Source organism: Cellulomonas chitinilytica (assembly GCF_016862675.1).
GTDB lineage: Bacteria > Actinomycetota > Actinomycetes > Actinomycetales > Cellulomonadaceae > Cellulomonas > Cellulomonas chitinilytica.
In genome coordinates, this window is sequence record NZ_BONK01000004.1 from 102,239 (window position 1) to 127,049 (window position 24,811).

The following is a 24,811-nucleotide window of genomic DNA, read 5'->3' on the forward strand; positions in this document are numbered from 1 at the left end:
GGCGCGGTCCGGCCACGTCACCCGCAGCAGGTGTGTGACCATGACGCATGGCCGTCCTCGAGGATGTCCGATGGCTGGGCACAGAGCTGGAGCGGTCCTCTCCGGCCTACGTGCGCGGTCGGCTGAAGTTCCGCGTCAAGCAGATCGTCTACGTCGCGTTCTCCCTCGACGAGCGGATCATGGGCTTCGCCTTTCCCCGGGAGGAACGGGGAGCGCTCGTCGCGAGCGACCCACGCAAGTTCCAGCTCCCGAGCGAGTCCGATCTGCGCTTCAACTGGGTGCAGGCCGACCTCGCGGCCCTGGATCCGGCCGAGGCGCGCGAGCTCGTCGTCGACGCCTGGCGCATGGTCGTCCCGCAGAAGATCGCGCGAGCCTACGACCTCGCTCATCCCGCCGGGCCCGGCTGAACCTGAGCCGCCCCGGTGGACGCCACGGTCGCGCTCGCCCGCCGTGGCCCGTTCGTGATCAGCACGTCGGGTGACGCTGCCCGGCGGGACTGTGCTGCAGTAGGTGCGTGGACGGTCCCGATCTGGCCCGACAGTTCGCCCTCGGCGGTGGCGCGAGGCTGTCCGACGGCCCGGTCGCGAGAGGCAAGCAGGGCGTGGTGTGGCGGCTGGACACGACGGATGGCAGCTGGGCGGTGAAGGTCCCGTTCACCCCGTCGCACGAGGACGAGGTGCGGCCGTCGGCGGAGTTCCAGGAGGCGGCACACCTCGCGGGCGTGCCCACGCCGCAGATCCGACGCACGACCGACGGGTGCGTGTTCGCGGACGTGGGAGATCGCCGGGTGAGGGTCTACGAGTGGGTCGACCTCGGAGCCCCGGACACCGGTCTCGACCCAGCGCTCGTGGGCGCGGTCGTCGCCCGTATCCACGGCGTGCAGATCGACGACCCCCGCCCGCTCCACCCGTGGTACCACGAGCCCGTCGGCGCCGGTCGCTGGGACGAGGTGGTCACGCAGGTGCGGGACGGTGGCGCGCCGTTCGCGGGTCGGCTCGCCGCGCTGCGCGACGAGCTGGTCGCGCTCGAGTCCTGGATCGAGCCACCCGAGGCAGTGCGGTCCTGCCACCGTGACCTGTGGGCCGACAACGTGCTGCCCACCGCGAGCGGTGGGCTGTGCGTCATCGACTGGGACAACAGCGGGCCGGCAGACCCGAGCCAGGAGCTCGCGTGCGTGCTGTTCGAGTTCGGGCGCTCCGACCCGGGTCGAGCGCGCGCGCTGATGGGGGCCTACCAGGACGCCGGCGGCCCAGGGCGGGTCGACCGACCTGGGCACTTCTCGATGCTCATCGCCGAGCTCGGGCACATCACCGAGATGGCGGCGACGGACTGGTTGCAGCCCAACGCCCGCTCCCCCGACCGCGCGGACTCGACCGCCTGGATCAACGAGGTGCTGGAGGATCCACACACCCGCAGGAGGCTTCGAGACCTGCTCGACGTGACCCGCGCTGTGCCGCCGGGCCCGGGAACCGGCCCGTTGGCGCCCTGAGACGGGCCAGCACGTCGTCCGCGAGCTCGGCCGAGCAAAGCTAACGGGCCGGTCGCGCTGCCGCGATCAGAGCATCGAGCTCGGCCAGCCGCCCGCCTGAGAACAGCTCCGCAGGCATGAATCGCCGCACGGAGGAGCTACGCATCCGCACGAGCGCGACGTCCCCACGTACCGCTATGCCCTCGAGCGCCGCGTAGAAGGTGGTCGACTCTCCGGTCGGGCCACTGACCCACAGGCCTTCGTCGTCGCAGCGCGCCCGATAGCAAGAGCCGACCGGCGCCTGACCCGCAAGCTGCGTTCGAGTCCGGCGTTCCAGGAAGTACAAGCCGAGCACGATGCCGAGCACGAGCCCGACGATCAACGCGAGCTGGCCCATCCAGAGGAGGCCCGTCGCGACGAGAAGCAGACCGACGCCCGCCAGCCGCGCGCCGCGAAGCAGCTCGACCGCGAAGAGCCGCGCCGCCCGGCGCGCGAAACCGGCGCCGACGACCGCGGTCCTCTCGCTTCGGACGTCAGGCTCCATGCCGGGTGACGCTAGTGCCGGCGAGCTGCGCACGCCGGTGCTTCCGCCCGCAGTTCAGTCGACCAGCCCAACTGGCGATCAGTCATCGACCGTGCAGGCCGCCGACCTGACTGCTTCTCAGCGAGGGCAGCAACCGCAACGCGCCTGCACTCCGGTTGGCTCCGCTTTGAAGCAGGTAGTGCAGCAGTCGAGACGCACGACGGCCTGTCCGCGGCGCTCAGACTTTCGTGCGGCTGGCACGATGGCGCGCATGCTCAAGTTCCCGGCTCCGCTCAGGCCCGGCGACCGCATTGGTGTCACCTCCCCCTCAGCCGGAGTTCACGGCGGAGAGGCTGACCGCATCGACTTCTGCGTCACCTGGCTGCGCGAGGCCGGGTTCGATGTCGTCGTCGGGAACCAGATGGACGGCACCGGCATCACCGCCGGGCCCGCAGCCGACCGTGCGGCCGAGCTCACCGCGATGCTGTGCGACCCTGCGATCCGGTGTGTCATACCCCCGTGGGGCGGCGAGACCGCGATCGACTTGCTGGACCTGTTGGACTGGGACGCTCTGGCCGCCGCGGAGCCGACCTGGCTCGTGGGCTTCTCCGACCTGTCCACCATCCTGGTGCCGCTCACGACCCGGTTGGGGTGGGCCACCGTGCACGGGGACAACCTCGCCGACACTCCGTACGAGGTACCCGAGGGGCTACTGAGCTGGCTCGATGTCGCGGCCGGTGTCGGCCCGCACGTGCAGCACGACTCCGGCGTGATCGCCGACTGGTGGAGATTCGAGGAGGACGTACGAGCGACGAGCTGGAAGCCGGGAGGCGAGGGGCACTGGACCCTTCACGGCGCGGAATCGCTGCACTTGACCGGCCGGCTCATCGGCGGATGCGTGGAGACCATGTGCAACATCGCGGGCACGCCGTACGGCGACGTCGCGGCGTTCGGTCGCGAGCACGCCAGCGATGGCTTGATCGTGTACGTCGAGGCGGCCGGAGACGAGGCCGCCACCATCTGCCGCAACCTGCACGGCCTGCGTCTCGCAGGGTGGTTCGATCACGCCCGCGCCGTGCTCGTCGGCCGGACGCATGCTCCCGACCACCCCCAACTCACCCAGCGCGAAGCCGTACTTGACGCTCTCGGACGCCTTGGCATCCCCATCGTCTTTGACGTGGAGATCGGGCACGTCCCGCCGCACCTGCCACTGGTCAACGGCGCGCTGGCGACCGTGACCGTCGGCGCCGACTCCCGGGAGATCCGGCAGCTGCTTCGCTGAGGATCGATGGCACCCCGCCGGAGGCGCACCAACCGCAACCCCCGCCGACGCGGCCGGCGTGCGCTCCCCTACGCCGGATGCGAAGTCCGTAGCCGGCCCTGCTGAGCGTCCTGTGCCTCGATCAGGTCGAGGTCGCGGACGCAGAAGCGGTGGTGCTCGAAGGTCTCGTTGAGCACCGTGCCGAGGCACTGCCGCACCAAGCGGCCCCGGGCGTACGGCGGCCAGACATCGTCGTCGGGCACCGGCGCTCGCGCTGCGAGCTGCTCAGCGGTGACCTCGTCGAGCCAGGCCTCGAGCTCGGCTGCCTGTGCGTCACGCACGCTCACGATCTCGTCGAGGGCCGGATCGAGCGAGAGGTCAAGCCCGTGCGCTCCACGGTAGGGCTCGACGGTCGTCCCGATGCCCATCGGCGTGAACAGCTCCGTCGAGCCCAGGCAGCAGCGGCGGAACCACGAGTCGTGGACGAAGACCAGGTGGCGCATCGTCTGCGCCGCCGACCACTCGTCGTTCACACTGCGCCGCTCGATGCCGGGCGTACGGCGGATCCGCTCGATCGTGGCGGCCCAGCCGGCATGGAGCTGACGCGATGCCTCGCGCAGATCGGCAAGGTCCTCGGAGCGGATCAGCACCCGCACCGGATGACGCCGGTCGAGCTCAGCCTCGACGTACTCGGTGACCTCGACACCGTTCACCACGAGGTTGGTGATGAGCCCGTCGATCACGGCATCCTGCATGACGACGCCGACCAGGCGTGCCCCGGTCAGATCGCACTCGCGGAACTCCGCACCGTGCAGGTCCTCGTCGACATACCGCGTCATGCTCCGCATGCTAGGTCCGAGCACCGACAGGCCGGCCACGACAGGAGCCGTGGGCGGACGAGCAGCACGAGGACGACGGCGACGACGTCGAGATGTGGGTGGTCGATGATCCCGGGCAGGGGCCACGACTGCCCCTCGGCACGACCCTGGCGCGGATGAGCAACGAGTGTCGAGATGCACGAAAGAACGACCGCTGCTGGGTCATGACGCTCGCGACCTTGCTCGGGCTGCTCATCTCTCGCCGGCTCGGCCTGGGCTCGCGGATGCTGGCTGCCACCGAGACCAAGCCCATCGGTCTGGGCGACGTGCGCACCGTCAGGCCGCAGGCAGCGACCACTTCTGCGCGTTGGTCGAGTTGCAGTCCCAGAGCTGCAGCTGCGTGCCGTCGGTCGTCGATGCGCCCGGGTCGTCGAGGCAGCGACCGGACACCGGGTTGCGGTAGCCACCGTCGTGTGGCTGCCACTGCTGCGCGGCCGTGCCGTTGCAGTCCCAGAGCTGGAGCTTCGTGCGGTTCGCGGTGCCTCCCCCGGCGGCATCGAGGCACTTGCCCAGTGCCGTCAGCGTGTTGTCGGCCGTGCGCGCCCAGCGCTGCGCGCCGGTGCCGTTGCACGACCAGAGCTGGACCGGTGTCCCGTTGGCCGTGCCGGCGCCCTTGACGTCCAGGCACTTCCCCGCGATGCCGGACGCTACGGCGCCCGTCGGGCCAGAGCCGGTGCCCGTGTCTCCCGGGATGCAGGCGCCCGCGGCGATGTCGTCACGATGCGTCGAGCCGGCTGCGCGCAGGCTGCTCACCCGGCTCGCCACGGCGGCCGGCGAGAGCACGGTGTTCTTCGCGTGGTAGACCCAGTCGACATGCTGCTGCCACGTGCTCGCGGCGCCGCTGTGCCCGGCGAGGTCGACGAACCAGAGGTTGAAGTCGATGGTCATCGCCGCGCGAGGGTAGACGGAGTAGGTCCCGGTCTTGTCATCCACGGTGTGGTCCCCGACGAGGGTGCCGTCGATGAAGTACTTCACGTGTCCGCCGGCTACCTGCGCGACCACGTCGTGCCAGCCCTCGAGGCTGCGCGACTGCTCGCTCTGGGCGTTGCGCGGGTCCCACGGGTCGGCCCGGTAGCCGTTGTAGCTCGTCTGGTAGTTCGTCGGCTTGCTCGTTCCCCAGCCGCCGTTCGGCAGGTACTCCGAGAAGTCGAGCTCGCTGTAGAGCGGGTCGTAGTCGAAGCGCTGAGCCGGCCCGATCGCGAAGAACGTCTGGTTCACGTGGTCACCGTCGGGACCCGCAGCAGGCGCGTCATGGAACTTGATGCGCGAGGCGTACGTCCCCTCCAGGAAGCGCATGCCGGTCTGGAGGAACTCCGTCTGCGACGTCCCGCCCGGTGTGCCGTTCGTCGAGGCGCTCAGCTGCGCGACCTTCTGCCCGTCCACGACCGGGAAGCTCAGACCGCTCGCGGACCAGCTCGCACCTGCCGGACCGGGACCTCCGCCGCCGCTCCGCACCGACCACCCGTTGCTCCTGAAGGCGGCGTCAGAAGGACTGTCATAGCTGAAGTCGTCGAAAAGGGCCCCGCAGGCCGGTGCAGCCGCCGCGTTGCTGGGGGTCGCGACACCGACGGCGCCGAGGAGGGAGGTGCTGGCCGCTGCCAACGCCGCGGCTGTGGCTGTGACGAGGCGCTTGCGTCGGAGCTGGGCAAGTGGCATGGGCAGACTCCATCGTCAGCGGTGCGGCGGCGGGCTGGGACTACGGGATCACGAACGGCTCAAGTTGCTGTCCGGTAAGTAAGTTTTACCCTACCTTGCCGGAATGGTGACTCGACCCACCAGGGCACACAGCAAAACGACCCGGTGACCGCGGGCGGATTCCAGCGGGTGAAGGCGGCGCGAGACGCCGCCTACCTCCGGGGCAACCCGACGCCGCCCGGCAGGCTCGATACCAGTTGGGTCGACCCAAGCCTCAGCCTCACCGAGGCGCTGGTTCTCATCGCGGACTACCACGCCGGCTACGACGACCGGGTGTGAATGGTGACGAAACACGGGGCTTGGTGACAGCCACTACAGCGGGAGACATCGCGGGTTCCCCAAGCAGGAGCAGCGTTGCGGTATCGACGCCGCCCGGTCAAACCAAGTCGCATCTCGGCAGTCGTGCAATGTACAGCCCCGGTTTACGACAGCGGTGCTACGCCTGCATGTCGACAAAGCGCGAGTAATGACCCTGGAACGCCACCACGAGAGTGTCCGTCGGACCATTTCGATGCTTGGCGACAATGACGTCCGCCTCGCCCGCTCGAGGTGATTCTTTTTCATATGCGTCTTCGCGATGCAAAAGGATCACGATATCGGCGTCCTGTTCGATGGATCCCGATTCACGAAGGTCGCTCATCTGCGGTCGCTTGTCCGTCCGCTGCTCGGCACCACGGTTCAGCTGTGAGATGGCGATGACCGGGACCTCGAGCTCCTTCGCGAGCAGCTTGAGCGCCCGGGAGAATTCCGAGACCTCCTGCTGGCGCGACTCGACGCGCTTGCCGGACGTCATGAGCTGGAGGTAGTCGATGACGACGAGCTTGAGGTCGTGCTTCTGCTTGAGCCGCCGGCACTTGGCGCGGATCTCCATGAGCGACATGTTCGGCGAGTCGTCGATGAACAGCGGCGCCTCGGAGATCTTGCCCATGGTGGCGGCGATCTTGGCCCAGTCGTCCTCGCCCATCTGACCGGTGCGCAGCTTCTGCAGGTGCACCCGCGCCTCGGCGGAGAGAAGACGCATGGTGATTTCGTTGCGGCTCATCTCGAGCGAGAACACGACAGACGTCAGCCCGTGCTTGATGGACGCCGACCGGACGATGTCGATGCCCATCGTCGAGTTGTGCGTCGGGATCATCGAGCGGCTCGCGAGGTACAGGTGCGAGGCGTGGTCGATCTGCACGCACCGGACGGGTTCGCTCGCGATCGGCTCGACCGACACGATGAACCGCTCCGTGAGTCGCGGAGTCGACGGGCGACGCCGCTCCTTGTGGACGAGCCGCTTGCGCTCGAGCGCGAAGACGTCGTCGTCCGTCGTGAACGTCAGGGTGAAGCAGGTCGAGGACTCGGCGGACCGGCCGCGCACCGTCCTCGTCGACCAGCCAGTGCGGTAGCCGAGCGAGTGCACGAGCTCGCGGACGTCGTCCGCGAGGCGCTCGCTCGTGAGGGCGATCTGCACCGAGCCGGTCGGGTTCACGGTGCCGTCGGTGTCGAGGAGCCCCGCGAGCAGCTCCCGCCGCTGAGCCTCGCTTGCCCGGAGGTACTCGGCGGGGATGTGCTTGTCGCCGAGCACGCCGATCGTCCGCAGCCGACCATGCACCGTCCCGACGCGGTCGTGGCACTCCTGGCACCGGAGCAGGCCGGTCGTGATGACACCGCATTCCGGGCAGGTCGGTGCGGCGACCGGACCGGAGAGCATCTTGACCTTGCCACCGCACGAGCGACCGCACGTCCGGACCTGCGACCGGGCCGGGACGAACTCGGCGCCGCATACCTCGCAGGCGCGCACCGCGACCTCGTCCTGCGGCAGACGGAGCTGGTACAGCCGGGCTGCACCCGTGCCGCCGGGCGCGACGCGGGCGAGGATGCCCCGACCCTCGATCCGCATCGCGATCTCAGGGTCGGCACTCGTGAACCGGGCGGAGGCGGAGTGTCCGTCGCCGAGCCACACGCCGAGCACGTACGGGTCCACGAGCAGGTCAGCCTCGGGCAGCCGCAGGGCCTGGGCGTTGTCAACCGAGTGGTTCGCGCGCCGGTCGGCGGTCGCGCACCGTGCGGTGGCGTGGATCTCCTCGGTGGTCCGCACCGCGGGCGACCCTCGGTCCGGGCGCCGGCGGTCCGCTCGCGTGCGCGTCTCCCACTGGTGCTCGGCGTCGGCGACGATCACGGTCCCGTCGTCGAACGTCACGCGGTAGCAGGGCCGCTCAGTCATGACAGGCGTCGCTGCGACGACACGAGTAGGCGTGCCGTCCGCTGCCAGCAGGAGGTCACCGACCTGGACCGCGCCCATCGTCGTCCAGCCCGTCGGCGTCGCGAGCGGGGTGTCGAGCGCGAGTGCCTTGCCGATGGCCGGGCGGGCCGCGAGGACGACCATCTGCCCGGCGTGGAGCCCGTTGGTCAGCCGGTCCAGGTCGGCGAACCCCGTCGGGACACCGATCATCCCCTCGCCGCGGTGGCCCGCCGCCTCGATCTCGTCGACCGCGCCGCCGATGATGTCGCCGAGGATCAGGTAGTCCTCGGAGGTGCGCCGCTCGGTGACGGCGTAGACCTCGGCCTGGGCGTTGTTGACGATCTCGTCGACGTCGCCGCCGTCGGTGCCGTAGCCGAGCTGGACGATGCGGGTGCCGGCCTCGACGAGCTTGCGCAGCACGGCCCGCTCGCGCACGATCCGCGCGTAGTAGCCGGCGTTCGCGGCGGTGGGGACGGACGAGATGAGGGTGTGCAGGTAGGGCGCGCCGCCGATGCGGCCGATCTCGCCGCGCTTGGTGAGCTCGTCGGCGACGGTGATGGCGTCGGCGGGCTCGCCGCGGCCGTACAGGTCGAGGATCGAGTCGTAGATGACCTCGTGCGCGGGCCGGTAGAAGTCGGTGCCGCGGAGCTGCTCGATGACGTCGGCGATGGCGTCCTTCGAGATCATCATGCCGCCGAGCACGGACCGCTCGGCGTCGAGGTCCTGCGGCGGGGTGCGGTCGAAGCCGGCGTTGCCGCGGCCGGGTTCGCGGCCCGGGTCGGCCGGCATCCCGTACTCGAGGTCCTCGATCGTCACTGCTTCCCCCGTCGTCGTTCGTCCGAACACATGTTCCATGGGGGGTATGACACTGGGTCCGACATCCACGCCCACGCGAGGGCGTAGCCACACCTCGCACCCGCGACGGTAGAGGTCCCCGGGGGCGGTGCCAAACGCGCGCCCGAGGGCCTGTGGGAGCCTGTCCAGGATCTGTGGACCGTCTGGGGAAACCTGTGCGCGTGCCTGTGGACGATGTCCGAAACTATCCACAGACCGTGGACAGCGATGTGGACGAAGCCGGGATCTCCGGCGATCTGCCGCGTCCCACGGGCGCAAACGCTGTGCACCGGCTGTGGATGCGAGAAAGGTTGGCCGAGATTTCATCTGTCGGACATCCGCCGTCCAGCGTCGACCGCCAGATCCTGGCGCTCGCCGTCCCGGCGCTCGGCGCGCTCGTCGCGGAGCCGCTGTTCGTGCTCGTCGACTCGGCCGTCGTCGGGCACCTGGGGACCGCCCCGCTGGCCGGGCTGGCGCTCGCCTCGACCCTGCTCGTGACCGTCGTCGGGCTGTGCGTGTTCCTCGCGTACGCGACGACCGCGGCCGTGTCCCGTCGCCTCGGCGCGGGTGACCGCAGCGGCGCGATGCAGGTCGGCATGGACGGGATGTGGCTCGCGCTCGGCGTGGGCGTGGTGCTCGGGGCCGCGACGTGGGCGGCGGCGCCGTGGCTGGTCAGCGCGCTGGGCGCGCACGGAGAGGTCGCCCACCAGGCGGTCACCTACCTGCGCTGGTCGGCGCCGGGCCTGCCCGGGATGCTGCTCGTCCTCGCGTCGACCGGTGCGCTGCGCGGGCTGCAGGACACCCGGACCCCGCTCGGTGTCGCGACGGCCGGCGCGGCGGTCAACGCGGTGCTCAACGTGGTGCTCGTGTACGGCGCTCACCTGGGCATCGCCGGTTCGGGCCTCGGCACGGCGCTCACGCAGCTCGCGATGGGCGCGGTCCTCGCAGCGGTCGTGGTGCGCGGTGCCCGTAACGCGGGCGCGCGGATCTCCCCGCATGCGGCCGGGCTGTGGGCGAACGCGCGGGCGGGGGCTCCGCTGTTCGTCCGGACCCTGTCGCTGCGGGCCGCGATCCTGATCACGGTGTGGGTCGCGACAGGACTGGGGGCGGTCGCGCTGGCCGGGCACCAGATCGTCAACGCCGTCTGGGGCCTGGCGGCGTTCGCGCTCGATGCCCTCGCGATCGCCGCGCAGGCGCTCGTCGGGCACGCGCTCGGCGCCGCCGACGTCGCGCGGACGCGGGCGGTGCTGCGGCGGACCCTGCAGTGGGGTGTCGGCGCGGGGGCCGTGCTCGGGGTCGTCGTCGGGGGTGCCTCCTGGGGGTACGTGCGGCTGTTCACGCCTGACCCTGCCGTGCGGCACGCCGCCGTGGTCGCGCTGGTCGTCGCGGCGGTGACGATGCCGATGGCCGGTTGGGTGTTCGTGCTCGACGGGGTGCTCATCGGGGCGGGCGACGGGCGGTTCCTCGCGTGGGCGGGCGTGGTGACGCTGGTCGTATACGTACCGTTCGCGCTGGCGGTGCGGGCATGGGCTCCCCCGGGTGCGGTGGGTCTGGTGTGGTTGTGGGCGGCGTTCGCGGGTGTCTTCATGCTGGCGCGCGCGGTCACGACCGGGTGGCGCGCACGCGGCTCCGCGTGGATGGTCACGGGCGCGTAGGGGGCTGTGGTCGGCTCGGTGGAGACGAACGCCCGCGGGCGGCCCGCCCGACCGCCGCGCAGCGGCACCGTCGTCCCCCGCCCGCGAAAATCGGTTCCGGATGCCGTGCTCGTCGGGCAGTGTTCACCCCTGCCGCACGACAGGCACGCCCAGGAAGGAGGACCGCGGTGACGCCCAGCACGACCATCCGTCGGTCCGCCGACGACCTGCAGCTCGAACGGCTCGCCGACCTGCGCGGCGACGTCGCCGACCGGCACGACGCCGTGCTCAGCACCCGTCACGGCGGCTACCCGGCCGGCGAGCTCGTCTCGATGTCGTGCCGCCACCTCATGCGCCCGACCCTCCGGAGAGCACCCGCACGCTGACCTGGCCCGCCCAGGCTGCCGAGGGCCGTTCCCCGACCAGGGGGACGGCCCTTTCGTCGTCCTCCCCGCGGGCGCAGGTGCCCAGCGGGCCTCATAGCCCCGCAACGAGAGGTTCGACTCTTCTGCCCGCGACCTGCCAGAAAGGAAGGGAGACCCCCGTGGTCCGCATCGTCAACGACTCCCTCACCCCCCGCCACCGCGACCTCGCCGCCGACGAGCGACGCCGCGCCGAACGCCGTCTGTCCCGACGCCAGGCGGCCAACCCGCTGCGCCGCGTCCTGCTCGCGTGCGAGACCACGTACGTCCGCGACGGCGTCGCGGTCGTCGGCGACCACCTGTGGTGCGAGCAGCACGCCGACTTCGCCCGCGTCGTCGACGTCGTCGAGTAGGCCCCAGAAGCACAGAGAAGAGCGACAAGAAGAAGGAGGTGACCCCGATGTCCGGAGTCCTGGTCCTCAACGCCGGCTACGAGCCCCTGCACCGGGTGAGCCTCGCGCACGCCGTCCGGATGCTGCACCGCCAGGTGGCCGTGGTGGAGCAGGCGGTCGACGGGAAGTCGTTCGGCCCGTACCCCCTGCCGGCCGTCCTGCGGCTGGTCCGGTACGTGCACATGAGGTGGCGGAGCCGCGGCGGAGTCCCGACGTGGACCCGGTCCGGGATGCTCGTCAGGGACGGCCGGCGGTGCGCGTACTGCGGGCGGCCCGGCGACACCGTCGACCACGTGCAGCCGCGCAGCCGGGGCGGTGCGGACTCGTGGCTGAACACCGTGACGGCGTGCCGCCGGTGCAACCACCGCAAGCGTGACCGCACCCCCGAGGAGGCGGGCATGGCGCTGCGGTACCGGCCGCGCGTCCCGACGTTCGCGGAGCTGCTGGTCGCGGGCCGGTGACGACGGTCACCGGCCCGCGGCCCGTTCGTGTTGCCGGACGGTGCCGGAGTCCTCACGATCGGGGTGCGGCGCCCCGACCTGGCTGAACGACCAGCCGGGAGGCGGCAGGCGCCGGCTGCGGAGGATCCCCATGCCCTCGCCCGTCGAGCTGAGCGACTTCGACGCGGTCCTGTTCGACCTCGACGGTGTCCTCACCACCACCCGCAAGGTCCACGCGGCGGCGTGGAAGCGCATGTTCGACGAGTTCCTCGCGCAGTGGGACGCCGAGCACGGCTCCGCGAGCGCGGCCTTCGACGAGAGGTCCGACTACGCGTCGGCGGTCGACGGCAAGCCCCGTGAGGTCGGTGTCCGCGACTTCCTGGCGAGCCGCGGCATCACGCTGCCCCCGGGGAAGCCCGACGCGCCGCCGGAGGAGCTGTCGGAGTGGGGGCTCGGCAACCGCAAGCAGCTGCTCGTCGAGGAGGAGATCGACCGCAACGGCGTCGAGGCGTTCCCGGGGTCGGTCGCGTGGGTGCGCGAGCTGCGCGAGGCGGGGCTGCGGACGGCGGTCGTGTCGAGCAGCCGCAACTGCGCGGCCGTCCTCGACGCGGCGGGTATCGCGAACCTGTTCGACGCGCGGGTCGACGGCGACACGGTCCTCGAGCTGGGGCTGCCCGGCAAGCCGGCCCCGGACTCGTTCCTCGAGGGTGCCCGGCGGGTGGGGGTGGAGCCGGAGCGCGCCGTCGTGGTGGAGGACGCGCTCGCCGGGGTCGCCGCGGGCCGGGCCGGCGGGTTCGGGCTGGTCATCGGCGTCAACCGGGAGGGCCACGCCGACGCGCTGCGGGCCTACGGCGCGGACGTCGTCGTGGACGACCTGGGCGAGCTGCTCGCCTCACCGGACGACGCGCTGCACCGTTCCGGCCCTCGCCGGCACCACCTGATGGCCGCGGCCCGACGGATCGTCGCGGCCTCGGTGGACTACCCCGTCGACCCGTGGCGGCTGGTGGAGCGGTCGTTCAACCCGGAGTTCGTCGAGCAGACGGAGACGCTGTTCGCGCTGTCCAACGGGTACCTGGGCATCCGCGGGTCGTTCGAGGAGGGCACGCCGTCGCTCACCCCGGACACGCTGCTCAACGGGTTCCACGAGACGTGGCCGATCGTGTACCCGGAGACGGCGTTCGGGTTCGCGACGACGGGCCAGACGATCCTGCCGGTCCCGGACGGCACGACGGTCCGCCTGCTCGTCGACGACACCCCGGTGACGGCGGAGACGGCCGAGATCGAGGAGTTCGAGCGGGTCCTCGACATGCGCCGCGGCGTCCTGACCCGCACGGTCGTCTACGAGCTGCGCGACGGCCGGCGGTTCCGGGTGCGCACGGAACGGGTCGTGTCGCTCGCCCGCCGCCACCTGGCGTGCCTGCGGTACGAGGTGACGGCCCTCGACGCCCCCGCGAGGGTGCTCCTGGTGTCCGAGCTGGTCACCCCGCGGACCGCGCCGCCCGAGGAGGTCGCGGCCGCGGACCCGCGGCAGAGCAGGTCGCTCGCCCACGGGACGCTGCAGCCGGACGTCGAGCAGGTCGACGACCTGCGGGTGGTCCGCACGTACCGGACGCGCAGCAGCGGCCTCGCGGTCGCGGCCGGCGTGGACCACGACCTGGACGAGGGCGTCACGCACGTCCGCACCACCACGGACGAGTCACGCGCGCACGTCGTGCTGGAGCTGGACGCCCAGGTCGGGGTGCCCGTCGGGCTGACGAAGTGGCTCGCCTACCACTACGGGGCGGAGGACTGCGGCGAGCTGGCCGACCGGTCGGGCCTCACGCTGCACCAGGCGCGCGCGTCGGGCCGGGACGTCGTCGTCGCGGAGCACGAGGCGCAGGTCGCGGAGTTCTGGGACCGCAGCGAGGTGGTCTGGGAGGGCGCGACCGCCGCGCAGCAGGCCCTGCACCTCAGCCAGTTCGCGCTCCTGCAGGCGTCGTGGCGCAGCGAGGGGCACGGCGTCCCGTCGAAGGGGCTCACCGGCACCGGCTACGAGGGCCACTACTTCTGGGACACCGAGGCGTACCTGCTGCCGTTCCTCATCCACACGTCCCCGACGATCGCGCGGAGCCTGCTCATGCACCGCGTGCGGATGCTCCCGGACGCGCGCCGCCGCGCCGCCGAGGTCGGGTGCTCGGGTGCGCTGTTCCCGTGGCGCACGATCAACGGCGAGGAGGCGTCCGCGTACTTCGAGGCGGGCACCGCGCAGTACCACATCAACGCCGACATCGCGTATGCGCTCGAGCAGTACGTCGAGGTCACGGGCGACACCGAGCTGCTGTTCCGGCACGGCGCCGAGCTGCTCGTCGAGACCGCCCGGATGTGGGTGGACCTCGGCTTCTTCTCGGACCGGCTCGACGGGCGGTTCGTGATCCACAAGGTCACGGGCCCTGACGAGTACTCGACGGTCGTCGACAACAACCTCTACACGAACGTCATGGCGGCCGAGAACATGCGCGCGGCAGCCGACGCGGTGGCACGTCTGCAGGCGGAGTCGCCCGCAGACCTGGCACGCCTGGTGGAGCGGGTCGGGCTGCGCGACGACGAGGAGGCCCGCTGGCGGCGCGCGGCCGAACGGATCTTCGTGCCGTACGACGAGAAGGCGGGCGTGCACCTGCAGGACGAGAACTTCCTCGAGCTGCCGGTGTGGGACTTCGAGGGCACCCCCGAGGACCGGTACCCGCTGCTGCTGCACTTCCACCCGCTCGTCATCTACCGGCACCAGGTCATCAAGCAGGCCGACGTCGTCCTCGCGACCGTCCTGCTGCCCGAGCGGTTCACCGCCGAGGAGCGTCGTCGGATCTTCGAGTACTACGACCCGCTGACCACGGGCGACTCGTCGCTGTCGGAGTGCATCCAGGCCATCGCCGCCGTCGACGTCGGCAAGTTCCGCACCGCGGAGGAGTACCTGGTGGACGCGGTCGCGATCGACGTCGCGGACACCGCCGGGAACCTGCGCGACGGCGTGCACGTGGCGTCCGCGGGCGGCACGTGGATGGCGCTCGTGCAGGGGTTCGCCGGCTACCGGTGGCGCGGCACGCAGTTCTCGCCGATGCTCCCGACGCGCGGGCGGCGGCTGCGGTTCCCGCTGCGGGTCCGCGGCTCGGTGCTCGAGGTCGACATCGAGCCCGACCGGGTCACGTACTCGGTGCTCGACGGCGGGCCCGTCTCGGCGGTCCACCGCGGGGAGCCGTTCACCGTGGCTCCCGGCTCCCCCGTGGTGTTCGCCGGGTCCTTCCGCACGAGCGACGCCGCACCCGCGGACGACGGGGTGGTCGTGCCGTCCTGACGGGTGCGGCGTCGACGCAGGTCAGGGCACGAGCACGACGGCTCCGCGCAGCCCGCCCGCGAGCACCGCGCGGTACGCCCGCTCCGCCTCGACGAGCGGGTAGGTCGCGGCGACCCGGGTGCTGAGGGTGCCGTCGGCGGCGAGCCCGGCGAGCTCGGTGAGCTGCGTCCCGTTCCCGACCACATGGACCGTCTCGACGCGCACCCCGCGCTCGGCCTGCGGCGTGGCTGGACCGGTGACGGCGACGAGCACGCCGTTGTTCCGCACGGCCGCGAGCGCAGGACCGACCAGGAGGGCGGCGTCCAGCACCGCGTCGAGCCGCCCGGCCACGGCCGTGAGCGCCTTCGCGGTGTCGGCGGCGTCGGCGGGTCGCACCGCGAGGTGCGCCCCGGCGCGCTCGACGAACTCGCGGTCGCTCTCCCGTGCGAGCGCGACGACGTCGAGACCGCGCAGCCGCGCGAGCTCCAGCGCGTACCCGCCGACGCCGCCGGCGGCGCCGGTGATCCCGAGCGTCCCGCTCGTGAGGCCGATGAGGTCGAGGGCCTGCAGGGCGGTGAGCGCGTTGAGCGACAGGGCGGCCGCCGCCACGGCGTCGAGCGTGGCGGGCCGCCGCCCCACGGCACGGGCGGGCAGCACGACGGTCGAGGCGTGCGTGCCGACGAACGTGTCGAACCAGTCGGACAGCCCGAGCACCGCGTCGCCGGGAGCGAGGTCCTCGACGTCCGGGCCGACCTCGTCGACGACGCCGGCGACGCCCCATCCGGGGGTGTACGGCGGCGTGCCGGGCAGGAGGGCCGCGAGCCTGCCGTCGTGCACCCACACGTCGGCGGGGTGCACGGGCGCGGCCTCGACGCGCACGCGGACCTCGCCGGGCCCGGGCCGGGCGGGGTCGCGGTCGACGAGCTCGGTGGCGCCGAAGGCGGGGATCGTCAGGACGGACATGGGTGCTCCTCGTGTCGCTCGGATGGGTGGCGAACCCATCCTGAGCATTGCGGTCACCGTTGGGAAGTAGGTACCTTTTGGTGCCTAAGCGGTCCTTCCAGTGCCCGAGGAGCGGCAGATGACGACCACGGTGACCTGTCCGACCCCGACGCCCTTCGACCCGTTCGACGCGAACTGCCCCACCCGGCAGCTCCTCGACGAGCTCTCCGACAAGTGGGTGTGCCTCGTGCTCGTCGCCCTCGGACCCGGGCCGCTGCGGCACGGCGAGCTCAAGCGACGCATCCTCGGCGTCAGCCAGAAGATGCTCACCCAGACCCTGCGCAACCTCGAGCGCGACGGCATCGTCGAGCGGACCATCACCGCGTCCGTCCCCGTCCGCGTCGACTACGAGCTCACCCCGCTCGGCCGCTCCCTCATGCCCGTCGTCGACGCCCTCAAGACGTGGGCCCAGGCGCACATGGACGAGGTCGAGTCGTCCCGCGAGAGGTACGACGCGCGCGTCTGACGCGCGCGGGTGAACCCGGGCGGTCGGAACCGTGCGCCGGCGCCGCAGGTGGCACTGTGATGCGATGCGCCGCTCGCTCGCCCTCGCCGGAGCCCTCTGCCTCGTCACCCTGTCGGCGTGCAGCCCGGGTGAGCGGCCCCACGTCGGCGTCGACCCGACCGCCATGCCGACCGGGCTGTCCGAGTGCAGGCACATCTCCGTCGAGGGCGACCCCGGCCTCGGCGCAGGGTTCCACTACGACGAACTCGCCCGGCACCGCCTCGGCGAGAGCGCACGGCTCCTCGTCTGCGTGCACCCCTGGGACTCCGGCTCCCGGACCGACGACGTCGCCCGCGAGCTCACCGCCGACGACCCGACGGTGACCGTCACACCCGTCGCCGAGATCGCCCACGACGGCATCATCGAGGTCCGGCTCACGGTCGACGGACCGGCGGACGGGGCCCGTCTGGACATGACGTTCGCCGGGGGCGGGTTCAGCGGCCCGACGGTCCACACCGACGACACGCACTGGTGGCTCGGCCCCTGGGGTGACGGCGTCCTCGACGAGTGACGTGCGTCCGGCACGCGGGCGCTCCGCCACGTCCGCTGCCGGATGCCCGGTGTCGGGTGTGGGGTGTGGGGTGTCCGATGTCCGATGTCCGGTGTCCGGTGTCCGGTGTCCGCTGTCCGCTGTCGGCAGAAGGCCGTGCACGCCGCTCGCGCGGCCCCGGCGTTAGCGTGACGGACAGGCGCACGCAGACCGGAGGCGACCCATGACGCAGCAGCTCACCCCCGCCCGACACCGCCCGGCGCAGCCGGTGGAGCCCCTCATGCGCCGGCTGGTCGGCGGCATCCTGCGTCGGCGGCGCGAGGAGCAGGGCCGCACGCTGCGGGACGTCGCCGAGTCCGCCCGGGTCTCCGTCGCCTACCTCTCGGAGGTCGAGCGCGGCCGCAAGGAGGCGTCGTCCGAGGTGCTCGTCGCGGTGTGCCGGGCGCTCGGGATGCGGCTCGTCGACCTCGTCGGCGCCGCCCACGCCGAGCTCGCCCAGGCCGAGGGGCGCGTCGTCGTGGACCTCACCGCCCGCGCCCGCGCCGACCTCGCCGTCCTCGCGTCGACCCCCGACCGCGAGCGTGCCACCGGGTCGCACCTGTCCGTCGTCGACGAACCGGCCGGCCAGGTCCTGCTCCTCGCGGCCTGACCGGCCCCGCACCCGACCGACCCCGCGCCCCGACCGGCCCCGCCGCGGACCTGACCTGGCCTCGCGCCCCGTCAGGCCGCAGCCCCGCCGTCAGGCCGCCGCCGTCAGCCCCTTCAGCGTCGTCACCACCCGGTCCGCGAGCCCGTAGTCGACGGCCTGCTGCGCCGTGAGGATGAGGTCCCGCTCGGTGTCCCTGCGCAGCTTCTCGACGCTCTGCCCGGTGTGCCGCGCGAGCACGTCGTCCACCTGCGCCCGCAGCCGCAGGATCTCGCCCGCCTGGATCTCCAGGTCGGCCGCCGTCCCCTCGGCACCGCCCGACGGCTGGTGCAGCAGCACCCGCGCGTGCTCGAGCACGTGCCGGCTGCCCGGCGTCCCCGCCGCGAGGAGCACGGCCGCAGCCGACGCCGCCTGCCCGAGGCAGAACGTCGCCACGTCCGGCTTCACGTACTGGATGGTGTCGTAGATGGCGAGCAGCGCCGTGATCGAGCCGCCCGGCGAGTTGATGTACACGTGGATCGGCAGGTCAGCGCTCTCCGACTGCAGGTGCAGCAGCTGCGCGATGACGACGTTGGCGACGCCGTCGTCGATCTCCGTGCCGAGGAACACGATCCGGTCGGACAGCAGCCGGGAGAACACGTCGGACGCGCGCTCCCCCGTCGGCCGCTGCTCCACGACGTACGGGATCGTGTACTGCCCGGCCATCAGAGCCCCGCCTTCCGGGTCACGTCGGGCCGCACGTCGTCCAGGTGCTCGACGACCCGGTCCACGAAGCCGTAGTCCCGCGCCTCCTCGGCGGTGAACCACCGGTCCCGGTCCGAGTCCTTCTCGATCGTCTCGACGGACTGCCCCGTGTGCTCCGCGATGAGCCCCTGCATGGTCCGCTTCACGTGCGCCATGTTCTGCGCCTGGATCGCGATGTCGATCGCCGTCCCCCCGATCCCACCCGACGGCTGGTGCATGAGCACCCGCGCATGGCGCAGCGCGAACCGCTTCCCGGGCGTCCCACCGCTGAGCAGGAACTGCGCCGCCGATGCGGCGAGACCCATCGCCAGCGTCGCGACGTCGTTCGGGATGAGCCGCATCGTGTCGTACATCGCGAGCGCCGCGCTCACCGAGCCGCCGGGCGAGTTGATGTAGAGCGCGATGTCGCGGCGCGGGTCCTCGGCGGACAGCAGCAGGAGCTGCGCGCACACCCGGTTCGCGAGCTCGTCGTCCACCTCCTGCCCGAGCAGGACGATGCGCTGGTGCAGGAGCCGCGTGGACAGGTCGTCGTCGAACGGTCTGGTCGTGGGTGGTGTCGCGGTGCGGGCGGTGATCATGGTGCGCCTCCGAGGGGTCGTCGTGCTGACTCCCACGACGCTGCCACCGTCGGTCACGGCCGGGACGTCGGGTCTGCCGTGCGCAGATCCGCTCCCGGCAGACGAGCAGGGGCGAACGAGGTGCCGGTGCGTCAGCCGGTCGCCGCGGCCGCCCCGACGACGAGCATGCCCGCGAGCAGGAACGGCACGAGCGAGACAGCCACGAGGCCGACCGCCACGCGCGTCGGCCCGCCCGTTCCCGGCGGGACCGTACGAAGGCGCCGGAGCACTGCCTGCACCGCGAGCGGAGGTGCCGTGGCCGCCGCGACGAACAGCAGCTCCGGCATGGCCGACGGGTCGCCCACGACCCAGATGGCACTCCACGCCGCGTAGAGCAGGACGAGCGCCAGCACCACCCAGGCGACCCCCGACAGGAACCGGAGCGATCCCCTGCCGATGTCGGCAGGCCCTGCGCTCGCTCGCTGCCCACCGACGACCGCGACGACGACGCTCCCCGCAGTCACGACGGCGACCAGCGTCAACGCGCCACCGCCGTCGCCGGAGGCATCCGCCACCGCGAACGCCCAGTCGAGGATCGCGCGCACCTGCAGCAGCACGACGCACGACCACACGACGGCGAGCACGACCGATGCGCCCCGGCGCGGGGCTGCCCCCGACCAGGTCGGAGGCACGGTCCCGTCGGGATCCGTCACCTGCCGGCCTCGAGGAACAAGCGGTCCGAGAAGGCACGCCCGACGGCGTCCATCTCGGCGTCGAGCTCGTCCTGCGTGATCAGCTCCCCGTTGATCCCCTCCTCGCCCGGGCGGCGGTGGCCGTCGATCTTCCGGTTCACCGGGAACCGGAAGAGGTGGTTCTCGAACAGGTCGCGGACCGCCGACCGCACGTTCGCCGCCGAGCCGTCGAACCGCTCGTCGAGGAACGTCCGGTACCGCCACCGCGGGTCCGTCTGCGCGGCCACCCGGATCTCACGGAGCGCGTCGGAGACGGGTCGCTGCAGGTTCGTGCCTGAGATCCGCCGGTAGACCAGGTAGGCGTCCACGTCCGAGACGAGGTCGGCGCTGCCGAACGTCGACCCCTCCGCGGTGGTGCCGAGGCGCTCCGCGAACCACGACGACACACGCACTGTCGGCTCGTGCCAGCGCGCCTCGGCATACTGCGCCCACAGCGTCACGAGATCGAGCGCCCAGCCGCCCAGGTCACCCACGGACGTCCTGTCCGCCGTCGAGACGTCCATCCACATCATGTAGGCGCGTGTCGATGCGGCGAGGTGCGGGATGTCGCCCTCGTACGAGCCCTCCGGCGGGAGCCCCGAGGCCGACGAGTAGAAGCTGCTGCGCAGCTCGGTCGCCTGGCCGGCGACGACCGGGCCGATCACCGTCACGAAGGACGCGATCGTCTCCTTGAGCGGCGTGTAGATCTTCCACTCGGTGTCCCAGTACCCGTCCTTCTGCAGGTAGTGCAGGACGAAGTCGTTGAGCAGCGGGCGGACCAGGAGCTCGATGCCGGACTGCTCCAGCACACCCTCGGCCTCCCAGCAGAGCGACGTCGTCTGCCAGAAGAAGTCGTCGAAGGCCGGTGCCGTCGTGCCACCCGTCGTCACCATCCTGTCCGGGGTCGGCAGGACGTCGGCGGCTCCGAGCGGCTCCGCCCGCGGGGAGCCGATGTTCTTGTCGATGGTGATCGCGTTCGTCCCCGAACCGACCGTCAGCGTCTGGATCTGGTCGTAGGCCCAGTTGTCGGGGAGCGAGAAGCCCAGGTTCCCGCTCCATCCTCGCGGGATGCCCGACGACCACGAGCTCACGGCCAACCCGGCCTGCGACACCTTCTGGCAGACGTTGCGCGCACCGTAGACCCCGACGCGGTAATCCGCCCCCGCCCAGCCGAGGCCGAGCCGGACGCCCTCGAAGTACGGGATCACGAGCCCTTCGATGTCACCCCCCGTGGCGTCGAAGTCCACCGAGAAGTAGATGACGGCGCCGGGAGCGATCCCGAGCTGGCGTGCACGCAGCTGGGCAAGCTTGCCCTGGTTCACGCCGATCTCCTTCGAGAAGTACTGCGGCGCGTTCGCGAACTCCTGGAACACCGGGAAGAACTTGAGGCCGCCCTGGTGGATGGTACGGATCTCGAACGGCGCGATGCGCTTCGACGCGACGCTGAGGTAACGGCCGACGGCGCGGTAGCCCGCGTCGTAGAGCGTCGCGACGGTGCCCGGCGTCAGGGGCTTGTTCGTGTCCGCGACCGTGCCGCGCCTGTCGGGGTCCCCGGTGCTCACGAGGAGCGACGCCCACGTCGCATAGTCGCCGCGGCCCGTGGACGGCAGCTGGGTGAACTCCTGGAACTCGAGCACCTCGTCCTTGGTGCTCGCCAGGAACGTCCCGTCGAAGGGAGGCGTGTACGCGTTGAAGATCAGGGCCGCCTGGAACAGTCGCACGAACCGCTTGGCACCGTCGACGCTCCCGGTCCCGACCGTCCCGGACGCCTTGAGCCCCGACTGCGTACCGGGACCGAACGTCCCGTTCGCGACACCGTCGGCCATCCCGAGCTCGTACTGGATCGCGAACATGAGGGCCTTCTGGACGTCGCGGGAGAACACCCCGTCGCACGGCACGACGTAGAAGTCCTTGCGGTGAAGGTACGTCTCGTTCAACCACTGCTGTGCCTGCCGGATGCGCGCCGTCCCGCCGTACCAGGTCGACGTGACGTAGCCGTCCATCGTCAGGATGCTCTTCATGAGCTTCGCCGAGATGTCGGGGGCGGACGTCGACAGCCCCATGTCACGCTTCATGCTCACGCACGACGCCGCGAGCTGGTCGTCGAACGTGCCGTTGCCGACCGTGCCGCCCGGGTACCCCTTGCACCACAGCGCCGCGCGCAGGATCCGGACCACGTTCCCGCTGGGGGTGCTCGGCGAGATGCTGCCGATCATGCTGGTGAATCGCGACTCGGTGGTCGCGCCGAAGTTGTCGGAGAGCGCCGTGATGCTGAGCTCGATCTGCAGCGCCCGGGTCAGTGCCCACACCGTGCGCCACCCGGTGATCCCGTCCTCCTCGACGGGGACGTAGCCCGGTGACACGCCGGTGTAGGTGGAGTTGACCCACTTCTGCGCGAGCAGGACCTGCTGGTCTGTCATGTCGGTGAGCCTCCTGGTGAGCGGTCAGACCGTGCCGACGGCGACGCCGTCGACCTGGGGCGTGCCGGACGCGGTGAGGTCCGCGGTCGTGTAGCCGCCGGTGTCGCGCAGCCGCTCGCCTGGTACGCCTGTGCCGGTGAGCGCCACGGACGCGAATCGGATCGCGCGGCCGACCTTGTCCCCGGTGGACCCGAACGCGAGCTGCACCCGCAGCGCCGATCCTGCGGCGACCTCGGGCAGCACCAACCGGGTCCTCAGCACGTCGCCGACCTGTTCGGAGCTCGCCTGCAGCAGTGCGACGTCGACCGGCTGGTCGGCGGGCGCGTCGGGACTGCCGCCGTCCGCGCCGACCTCCGCCTCCGACCGCGAGAGCGGGGCGGTGACGGCGGCCGCGGTCGCGGTGCACGAGGACGCCAACGCGCTGTCGACCTCGACCGTGAGCGACGCGCCGGCCGGCACGGGCAGGGGGCCGACGCTCTCGACGCGGACCGCTGAGGGGAGGCGGTAGCCGACCGCCGTCGCCGCCCACGCCGCGGTGACGAGCGCACCCCACGGGGCCACGCCGCTCGTGGCGGCGGGCGCGACCCACCGGTAGGCCCGGCGCTCCAGGCTTCCCTGCCGCCCCACGGCGATCTCCAGCGGGAGGGGCACGCCGATGTTCTCCGACGGGAACAGCTCTCGTGGCCGCAGCGGCAGCGACACGATCGTCGAATCGCGTGTCCGCGCCCGGCCGTCGGGCCGGGCGACCGAGAACCGCAGGACGCCGAGACCTGCGGCGTCGGGGCCGGTGACCTGCGGTGCGGCCGTCCAGACGGCGCCTGCCGCGGCCAGCACCACGTCGCCCGTCGCGTCCAGGAGCCGCGTGTCGAACGACACGGTCATCTCCAGGCGCGACGCTCCGGACGCGAAGCCCGCCAGCTCGAGCACGAGCGGAACCTCGAGCGTCGTCTCCTGCGCCCACGTCACGTCGAACGTCCGCAGCGGGACGGACTGCAGCACCGTCAGGGCCAGCGGCCGGCGAGGCCCGCTGTCGCTCGCGTGCGCCGGCTCGGACAGTCCGACGACGACCGCTCCCGCGGCGATCGACCCGAGCACGGTTCTCCGCGACACGTCCATGTGAGCTCCCCTCCGGCGCCACGGCGTGGCTTGGCGCGTCAAGGTAGCGATATGTCGGAGATGCGAGGTGCTCGTCCGCCATGTGGGCTAAAGGTGCGCAGGTCACAGCGTCACCGCCGGTCTGCCATGGGCGGATCCGCGCTCGGCAGACCGGCGCGTCCACCGGCCGCACGACGTCCCACCGAGAACTCCGTCAAACCGCCCACACGCTGGACTTTCGCCCCCTACCCTGTGCCGCACACGGGCGCCGTCGACGGCGCCCGTGCACGCGTCCCGGGCGCGCCTCGCACGTCGTGACCCGGGCACCTGACGGTCGGGCGACGGGCCGGCCGTCCCGACGAGAGGATGCAAGATGCAGCTGCGCAGGCGCAGGTCGGTGGCCGGACGGATCGTCGCGACGATCACACTGATGGTCGCGATGGTCGCGGGGACGTCGGTGGCGGCGAACGCGTACAGCGCGTCGTACTCGGACTTCCGTGGCCTGCCCACGCTGGGCACCGCGTACGTCAAGCAGGGCAACGTCGTCGGCCTGTGGCAGAACATCCTGTTCCGGGACGGCTACATCAACAAGTGCACGTCACTGTCCGCCGTCGCGATCGACGGCTACTTCGGCAGCGGGACCGCGGCGGCGACGAAGCGCTGGCAGGCCAACCACGGTCTCGCTGCGGACGGCATCGTCGGCAAGGCATCGTGGGCGGCGGCGTCGACGCGCCTGCGTGGCCCGTCGTTCTACGAGTGGGACGCGTCCTCGGAGCTGTGGGGCTACGAGGGTGCCGGGGGCTGGTTCGACCTCGTGCGCCGGCCGGCCGACAGCCTGTCCCTCCCGCACGACTCGTGGACGTTCGTCTCCCTGTCGAACCCGAACGGCGGCGACAAGGAGATCATCTGGCCGAGCATCACCTTCAGGACCTGCTGAGACGCACGTCTGCACGGAGTGCTGCGCCGGCTTCTGAGGGGACCGGCCGGTGACGGACCGGCATGCGACGGTCGTCATGACGACTGCTCCGTGACGCACGAAGGCCCCGCCCATCGGGCGGGGCCTTCGTGGTGGTGCAGCAGCCTGAGGTCAGGCGGCGACGACCTTGACGGTTACCGTCGCGGCGACGTCGGCGTGCAGGCGGACGGACACCTGGTACTCGCCCAGGGCCTTGATCGGCTGACCGATCTCGACCTTGCGCTTGTCGATCTGCGGGGCGCCCGACGCCTTGACCGCCTCGGCGATCTCGGCGGTCGTGACGGCACCGAACAGGCGACCGGCGTCGCCGGCCTTGGCCTTCACGACGACCGGCTTCGACTGCAGCGAGTCGCGGATCGCCTTGGCGTCGTCGAGCGTCGCGATCTCACGGGCCTTGCGGGCCTTGCGGATCGCGGTGACGTCCTTCTCGGCACCCTTGGTCCACGGCGTGGCCAGGTTGCGCGGGATGAGGTAGTTCCGGGCGTACCCGTCCTTCACCTCGACGACGTCACCCGGGGCACCGAGGCCGGTGACCTCGTGGGTCAGGATGATCTTGCTCATGAG

At 71.7% G+C, this 24,811-nt stretch carries 24 protein-coding genes; 13 read left to right on the forward strand and 11 right to left on the reverse strand.

Annotation, left to right across the window (positions count from 1 at the left end; translation table 11 throughout):
• The first annotated feature begins 47 nt into the window (after positions 1-47).
• Positions 48-407: an MmcQ/YjbR family DNA-binding protein gene (locus Cch01nite_RS07005; RefSeq protein ID WP_203750409.1), complete on the forward strand. Its 360-nt coding sequence runs from the start codon at positions 48-50 to the stop codon at positions 405-407.
• A 107-nt stretch (positions 408-514) separates the two neighbouring features.
• A complete protein-coding gene (locus Cch01nite_RS07010; RefSeq protein ID WP_203750411.1) occupies positions 515-1,489 on the forward strand; it encodes a phosphotransferase enzyme family protein in 975 nt (324 codons plus the stop codon).
• A 40-nt stretch (positions 1,490-1,529) separates the two neighbouring features.
• Here the strand turns inward: Cch01nite_RS07010 and Cch01nite_RS07015 are convergent, their stop codons facing one another.
• Positions 1,530-2,012, reverse strand: a complete 483-nt coding sequence (locus Cch01nite_RS07015) for a hypothetical protein (protein WP_203750413.1) — start codon at positions 2,010-2,012, stop codon at positions 1,530-1,532.
• Between the two features lie 250 nt (positions 2,013-2,262).
• Here Cch01nite_RS07015 and Cch01nite_RS07020 point away from each other — a divergent pair, with 250 nt between their 5' ends.
• Entirely contained in the window at positions 2,263-3,273 is a 1,011-nt protein-coding gene (locus Cch01nite_RS07020) for a S66 family peptidase (protein WP_203750416.1), read from the forward strand.
• A 68-nt stretch (positions 3,274-3,341) separates the two neighbouring features.
• Here Cch01nite_RS07020 and Cch01nite_RS07025 read toward each other — a convergent pair whose 3' ends face one another.
• Together Cch01nite_RS07025 and Cch01nite_RS07030 are read right to left on the reverse strand one after the other, a co-directional pair.
• Positions 3,342-4,091 (reverse strand): DinB family protein, encoded by a 750-nt coding sequence (locus Cch01nite_RS07025; protein WP_203750418.1) that lies wholly within the window; start codon positions 4,089-4,091, stop codon positions 3,342-3,344.
• A gap of 315 nt (positions 4,092-4,406) precedes the next feature.
• Complete coding sequence (locus Cch01nite_RS07030; RefSeq protein WP_239070014.1) at positions 4,407-5,513, reverse strand: glycoside hydrolase family 16 protein; 1,107 nt, start codon at positions 5,511-5,513, stop codon at positions 4,407-4,409.
• 417 nt (positions 5,514-5,930) lie between these two features.
• Between Cch01nite_RS07030 and Cch01nite_RS07035 the strand changes: the two genes are divergently transcribed.
• Positions 5,931-6,104: a hypothetical protein gene (locus Cch01nite_RS07035; protein WP_203750423.1), complete on the forward strand. Its 174-nt coding sequence runs from the start codon at positions 5,931-5,933 to the stop codon at positions 6,102-6,104.
• 157 nt (positions 6,105-6,261) lie between these two features.
• Here the strand turns inward: Cch01nite_RS07035 and dnaB are convergent, their stop codons facing one another.
• Complete coding sequence (dnaB, locus tag Cch01nite_RS07040; RefSeq protein ID WP_203751145.1) at positions 6,262-8,841, reverse strand: replicative DNA helicase; 2,580 nt, start codon at positions 8,839-8,841, stop codon at positions 6,262-6,264.
• A gap of 344 nt (positions 8,842-9,185) precedes the next feature.
• Between dnaB and Cch01nite_RS07045 the strand changes: the two genes are divergently transcribed.
• The 5 genes from Cch01nite_RS07045 (at position 9,186) to Cch01nite_RS07065 (ending at position 15,102) form a co-directional block, all read left to right on the forward strand.
• Positions 9,186-10,541 (forward strand): MATE family efflux transporter, encoded by a 1,356-nt coding sequence (locus Cch01nite_RS07045; protein WP_203750426.1) that lies wholly within the window; start codon positions 9,186-9,188, stop codon positions 10,539-10,541.
• Between the two features lie 167 nt (positions 10,542-10,708).
• Complete coding sequence (locus tag Cch01nite_RS07050) at positions 10,709-10,906, forward strand: hypothetical protein (RefSeq protein WP_203750429.1); 198 nt, start codon at positions 10,709-10,711, stop codon at positions 10,904-10,906.
• 158 nt (positions 10,907-11,064) lie between these two features.
• Complete coding sequence (locus Cch01nite_RS07055; RefSeq protein WP_203750432.1) at positions 11,065-11,295, forward strand: hypothetical protein; 231 nt, start codon at positions 11,065-11,067, stop codon at positions 11,293-11,295.
• A 47-nt stretch (positions 11,296-11,342) separates the two neighbouring features.
• Positions 11,343-11,795, forward strand: coding sequence for an HNH endonuclease (locus tag Cch01nite_RS07060; protein WP_203750434.1), 453 nt, complete (start codon positions 11,343-11,345; stop codon positions 11,793-11,795).
• A gap of 130 nt (positions 11,796-11,925) precedes the next feature.
• Entirely contained in the window at positions 11,926-15,102 is a 3,177-nt protein-coding gene (locus Cch01nite_RS07065) for a beta-phosphoglucomutase family hydrolase (protein WP_203750438.1), read from the forward strand.
• A gap of 21 nt (positions 15,103-15,123) precedes the next feature.
• On the opposite strand, the gene Cch01nite_RS07070 is transcribed toward Cch01nite_RS07065, so the two are convergent.
• The gene (locus Cch01nite_RS07070; RefSeq protein WP_203750441.1) at positions 15,124-16,044 is read right to left on the reverse strand and encodes an alcohol dehydrogenase catalytic domain-containing protein; all 921 of its coding nucleotides are present in this window, start codon (positions 16,042-16,044) and stop codon (positions 15,124-15,126) included.
• 118 nt (positions 16,045-16,162) lie between these two features.
• Here Cch01nite_RS07070 and Cch01nite_RS07075 point away from each other — a divergent pair, with 118 nt between their 5' ends.
• The 3 genes from Cch01nite_RS07075 (at position 16,163) to Cch01nite_RS07085 (ending at position 17,727) form a co-directional block, all read left to right on the forward strand.
• Positions 16,163-16,549, forward strand: a complete 387-nt coding sequence (locus Cch01nite_RS07075; RefSeq protein WP_203750444.1) for a winged helix-turn-helix transcriptional regulator — start codon at positions 16,163-16,165, stop codon at positions 16,547-16,549.
• Between the two features lie 64 nt (positions 16,550-16,613).
• On the forward strand, positions 16,614-17,099 hold the full coding sequence (locus Cch01nite_RS07080) for a hypothetical protein (protein WP_203750447.1): 486 nt from the start codon (positions 16,614-16,616) through the stop codon (positions 17,097-17,099).
• 202 nt (positions 17,100-17,301) lie between these two features.
• Entirely contained in the window at positions 17,302-17,727 is a 426-nt protein-coding gene (locus Cch01nite_RS07085; protein ID WP_203750450.1) for a helix-turn-helix domain-containing protein, read from the forward strand.
• Positions 17,728-17,817: 90 nt separating this feature from the next.
• On the opposite strand, the gene Cch01nite_RS07090 is transcribed toward Cch01nite_RS07085, so the two are convergent.
• From Cch01nite_RS07090 to Cch01nite_RS07110, 5 genes are all read right to left on the reverse strand, one after another.
• Positions 17,818-18,429, reverse strand: a complete 612-nt coding sequence (locus tag Cch01nite_RS07090; RefSeq protein WP_203750453.1) for a ClpP family protease — start codon at positions 18,427-18,429, stop codon at positions 17,818-17,820.
• Entirely contained in the window at positions 18,429-19,046 is a 618-nt protein-coding gene (locus Cch01nite_RS07095; RefSeq protein WP_203750457.1) for a ClpP family protease, read from the reverse strand. Before Cch01nite_RS07095 ends, Cch01nite_RS07090 begins: the two co-directional genes overlap by 1 nt.
• A 131-nt stretch (positions 19,047-19,177) precedes the next feature.
• Complete coding sequence (locus tag Cch01nite_RS07100) at positions 19,178-19,669, reverse strand: hypothetical protein (protein ID WP_203750460.1); 492 nt, start codon at positions 19,667-19,669, stop codon at positions 19,178-19,180.
• 65 nt (positions 19,670-19,734) lie between these two features.
• On the reverse strand, positions 19,735-22,176 hold the full coding sequence (locus tag Cch01nite_RS07105; RefSeq protein WP_203750464.1) for a glycoside hydrolase domain-containing protein: 2,442 nt from the start codon (positions 22,174-22,176) through the stop codon (positions 19,735-19,737).
• Between the two features lie 24 nt (positions 22,177-22,200).
• Positions 22,201-23,292: a hypothetical protein gene (locus Cch01nite_RS07110; RefSeq protein WP_203750467.1), complete on the reverse strand. Its 1,092-nt coding sequence runs from the start codon at positions 23,290-23,292 to the stop codon at positions 22,201-22,203.
• A 352-nt stretch (positions 23,293-23,644) separates the two neighbouring features.
• Here Cch01nite_RS07110 and Cch01nite_RS07115 point away from each other — a divergent pair, with 352 nt between their 5' ends.
• Positions 23,645-24,208 (forward strand): peptidoglycan-binding domain-containing protein, encoded by a 564-nt coding sequence (locus Cch01nite_RS07115; RefSeq protein WP_203750472.1) that lies wholly within the window; start codon positions 23,645-23,647, stop codon positions 24,206-24,208.
• A gap of 150 nt (positions 24,209-24,358) precedes the next feature.
• Here Cch01nite_RS07115 and rplI read toward each other — a convergent pair whose 3' ends face one another.
• Entirely contained in the window at positions 24,359-24,808 is a 450-nt protein-coding gene (gene rplI, locus Cch01nite_RS07120; protein WP_203750474.1) for a 50S ribosomal protein L9, read from the reverse strand.
• Positions 24,809-24,811: the final 3 nt, after the last annotated feature.

What these genes read in the sequence shown, in the direction of transcription:
- Cch01nite_RS07005 (WP_203750409.1), top strand. Translation starts at nt 48, where the DNA reads ATGGCCGTCCTCGAGGATGTCCGATGGCTGGGCACAGAGCTGGAGCGG.
- Cch01nite_RS07015 (WP_203750413.1), bottom strand. Translation starts at nt 2,012, where the DNA reads ATGGAGCCTGACGTCCGAAGCGAGAGGACCGCGGTCGTCGGCGCCGGT.
- Cch01nite_RS07020 (WP_203750416.1), top strand. Translation starts at nt 2,263, where the DNA reads ATGCTCAAGTTCCCGGCTCCGCTCAGGCCCGGCGACCGCATTGGTGTC.
- Cch01nite_RS07025 (WP_203750418.1), bottom strand. Translation starts at nt 4,091, where the DNA reads ATGACGCGGTATGTCGACGAGGACCTGCACGGTGCGGAGTTCCGCGAG.
- dnaB (WP_203751145.1), bottom strand. Translation starts at nt 8,841, where the DNA reads ATGCCGGCCGACCCGGGCCGCGAACCCGGCCGCGGCAACGCCGGCTTC.
- Cch01nite_RS07045 (WP_203750426.1), top strand. Translation starts at nt 9,186, where the DNA reads ATGCGAGAAAGGTTGGCCGAGATTTCATCTGTCGGACATCCGCCGTCC.
- Cch01nite_RS07060 (WP_203750434.1), top strand. Translation starts at nt 11,343, where the DNA reads ATGTCCGGAGTCCTGGTCCTCAACGCCGGCTACGAGCCCCTGCACCGG.
- Cch01nite_RS07065 (WP_203750438.1), top strand. Translation starts at nt 11,926, where the DNA reads ATGCCCTCGCCCGTCGAGCTGAGCGACTTCGACGCGGTCCTGTTCGAC.
- Cch01nite_RS07070 (WP_203750441.1), bottom strand. Translation starts at nt 16,044, where the DNA reads ATGTCCGTCCTGACGATCCCCGCCTTCGGCGCCACCGAGCTCGTCGAC.
- Cch01nite_RS07075 (WP_203750444.1), top strand. Translation starts at nt 16,163, where the DNA reads ATGACGACCACGGTGACCTGTCCGACCCCGACGCCCTTCGACCCGTTC.
- Cch01nite_RS07080 (WP_203750447.1), top strand. Translation starts at nt 16,614, where the DNA reads ATGCGCCGCTCGCTCGCCCTCGCCGGAGCCCTCTGCCTCGTCACCCTG.
- Cch01nite_RS07085 (WP_203750450.1), top strand. Translation starts at nt 17,302, where the DNA reads ATGACGCAGCAGCTCACCCCCGCCCGACACCGCCCGGCGCAGCCGGTG.
- Cch01nite_RS07090 (WP_203750453.1), bottom strand. Translation starts at nt 18,429, where the DNA reads ATGGCCGGGCAGTACACGATCCCGTACGTCGTGGAGCAGCGGCCGACG.
- Cch01nite_RS07095 (WP_203750457.1), bottom strand. Translation starts at nt 19,046, where the DNA reads ATGATCACCGCCCGCACCGCGACACCACCCACGACCAGACCGTTCGAC.
- Cch01nite_RS07105 (WP_203750464.1), bottom strand. Translation starts at nt 22,176, where the DNA reads ATGACAGACCAGCAGGTCCTGCTCGCGCAGAAGTGGGTCAACTCCACC.
- Cch01nite_RS07110 (WP_203750467.1), bottom strand. Translation starts at nt 23,292, where the DNA reads ATGGACGTGTCGCGGAGAACCGTGCTCGGGTCGATCGCCGCGGGAGCG.
- Cch01nite_RS07115 (WP_203750472.1), top strand. Translation starts at nt 23,645, where the DNA reads ATGCAGCTGCGCAGGCGCAGGTCGGTGGCCGGACGGATCGTCGCGACG.
- rplI (WP_203750474.1), bottom strand. Translation starts at nt 24,808, where the DNA reads ATGAGCAAGATCATCCTGACCCACGAGGTCACCGGCCTCGGTGCCCCG.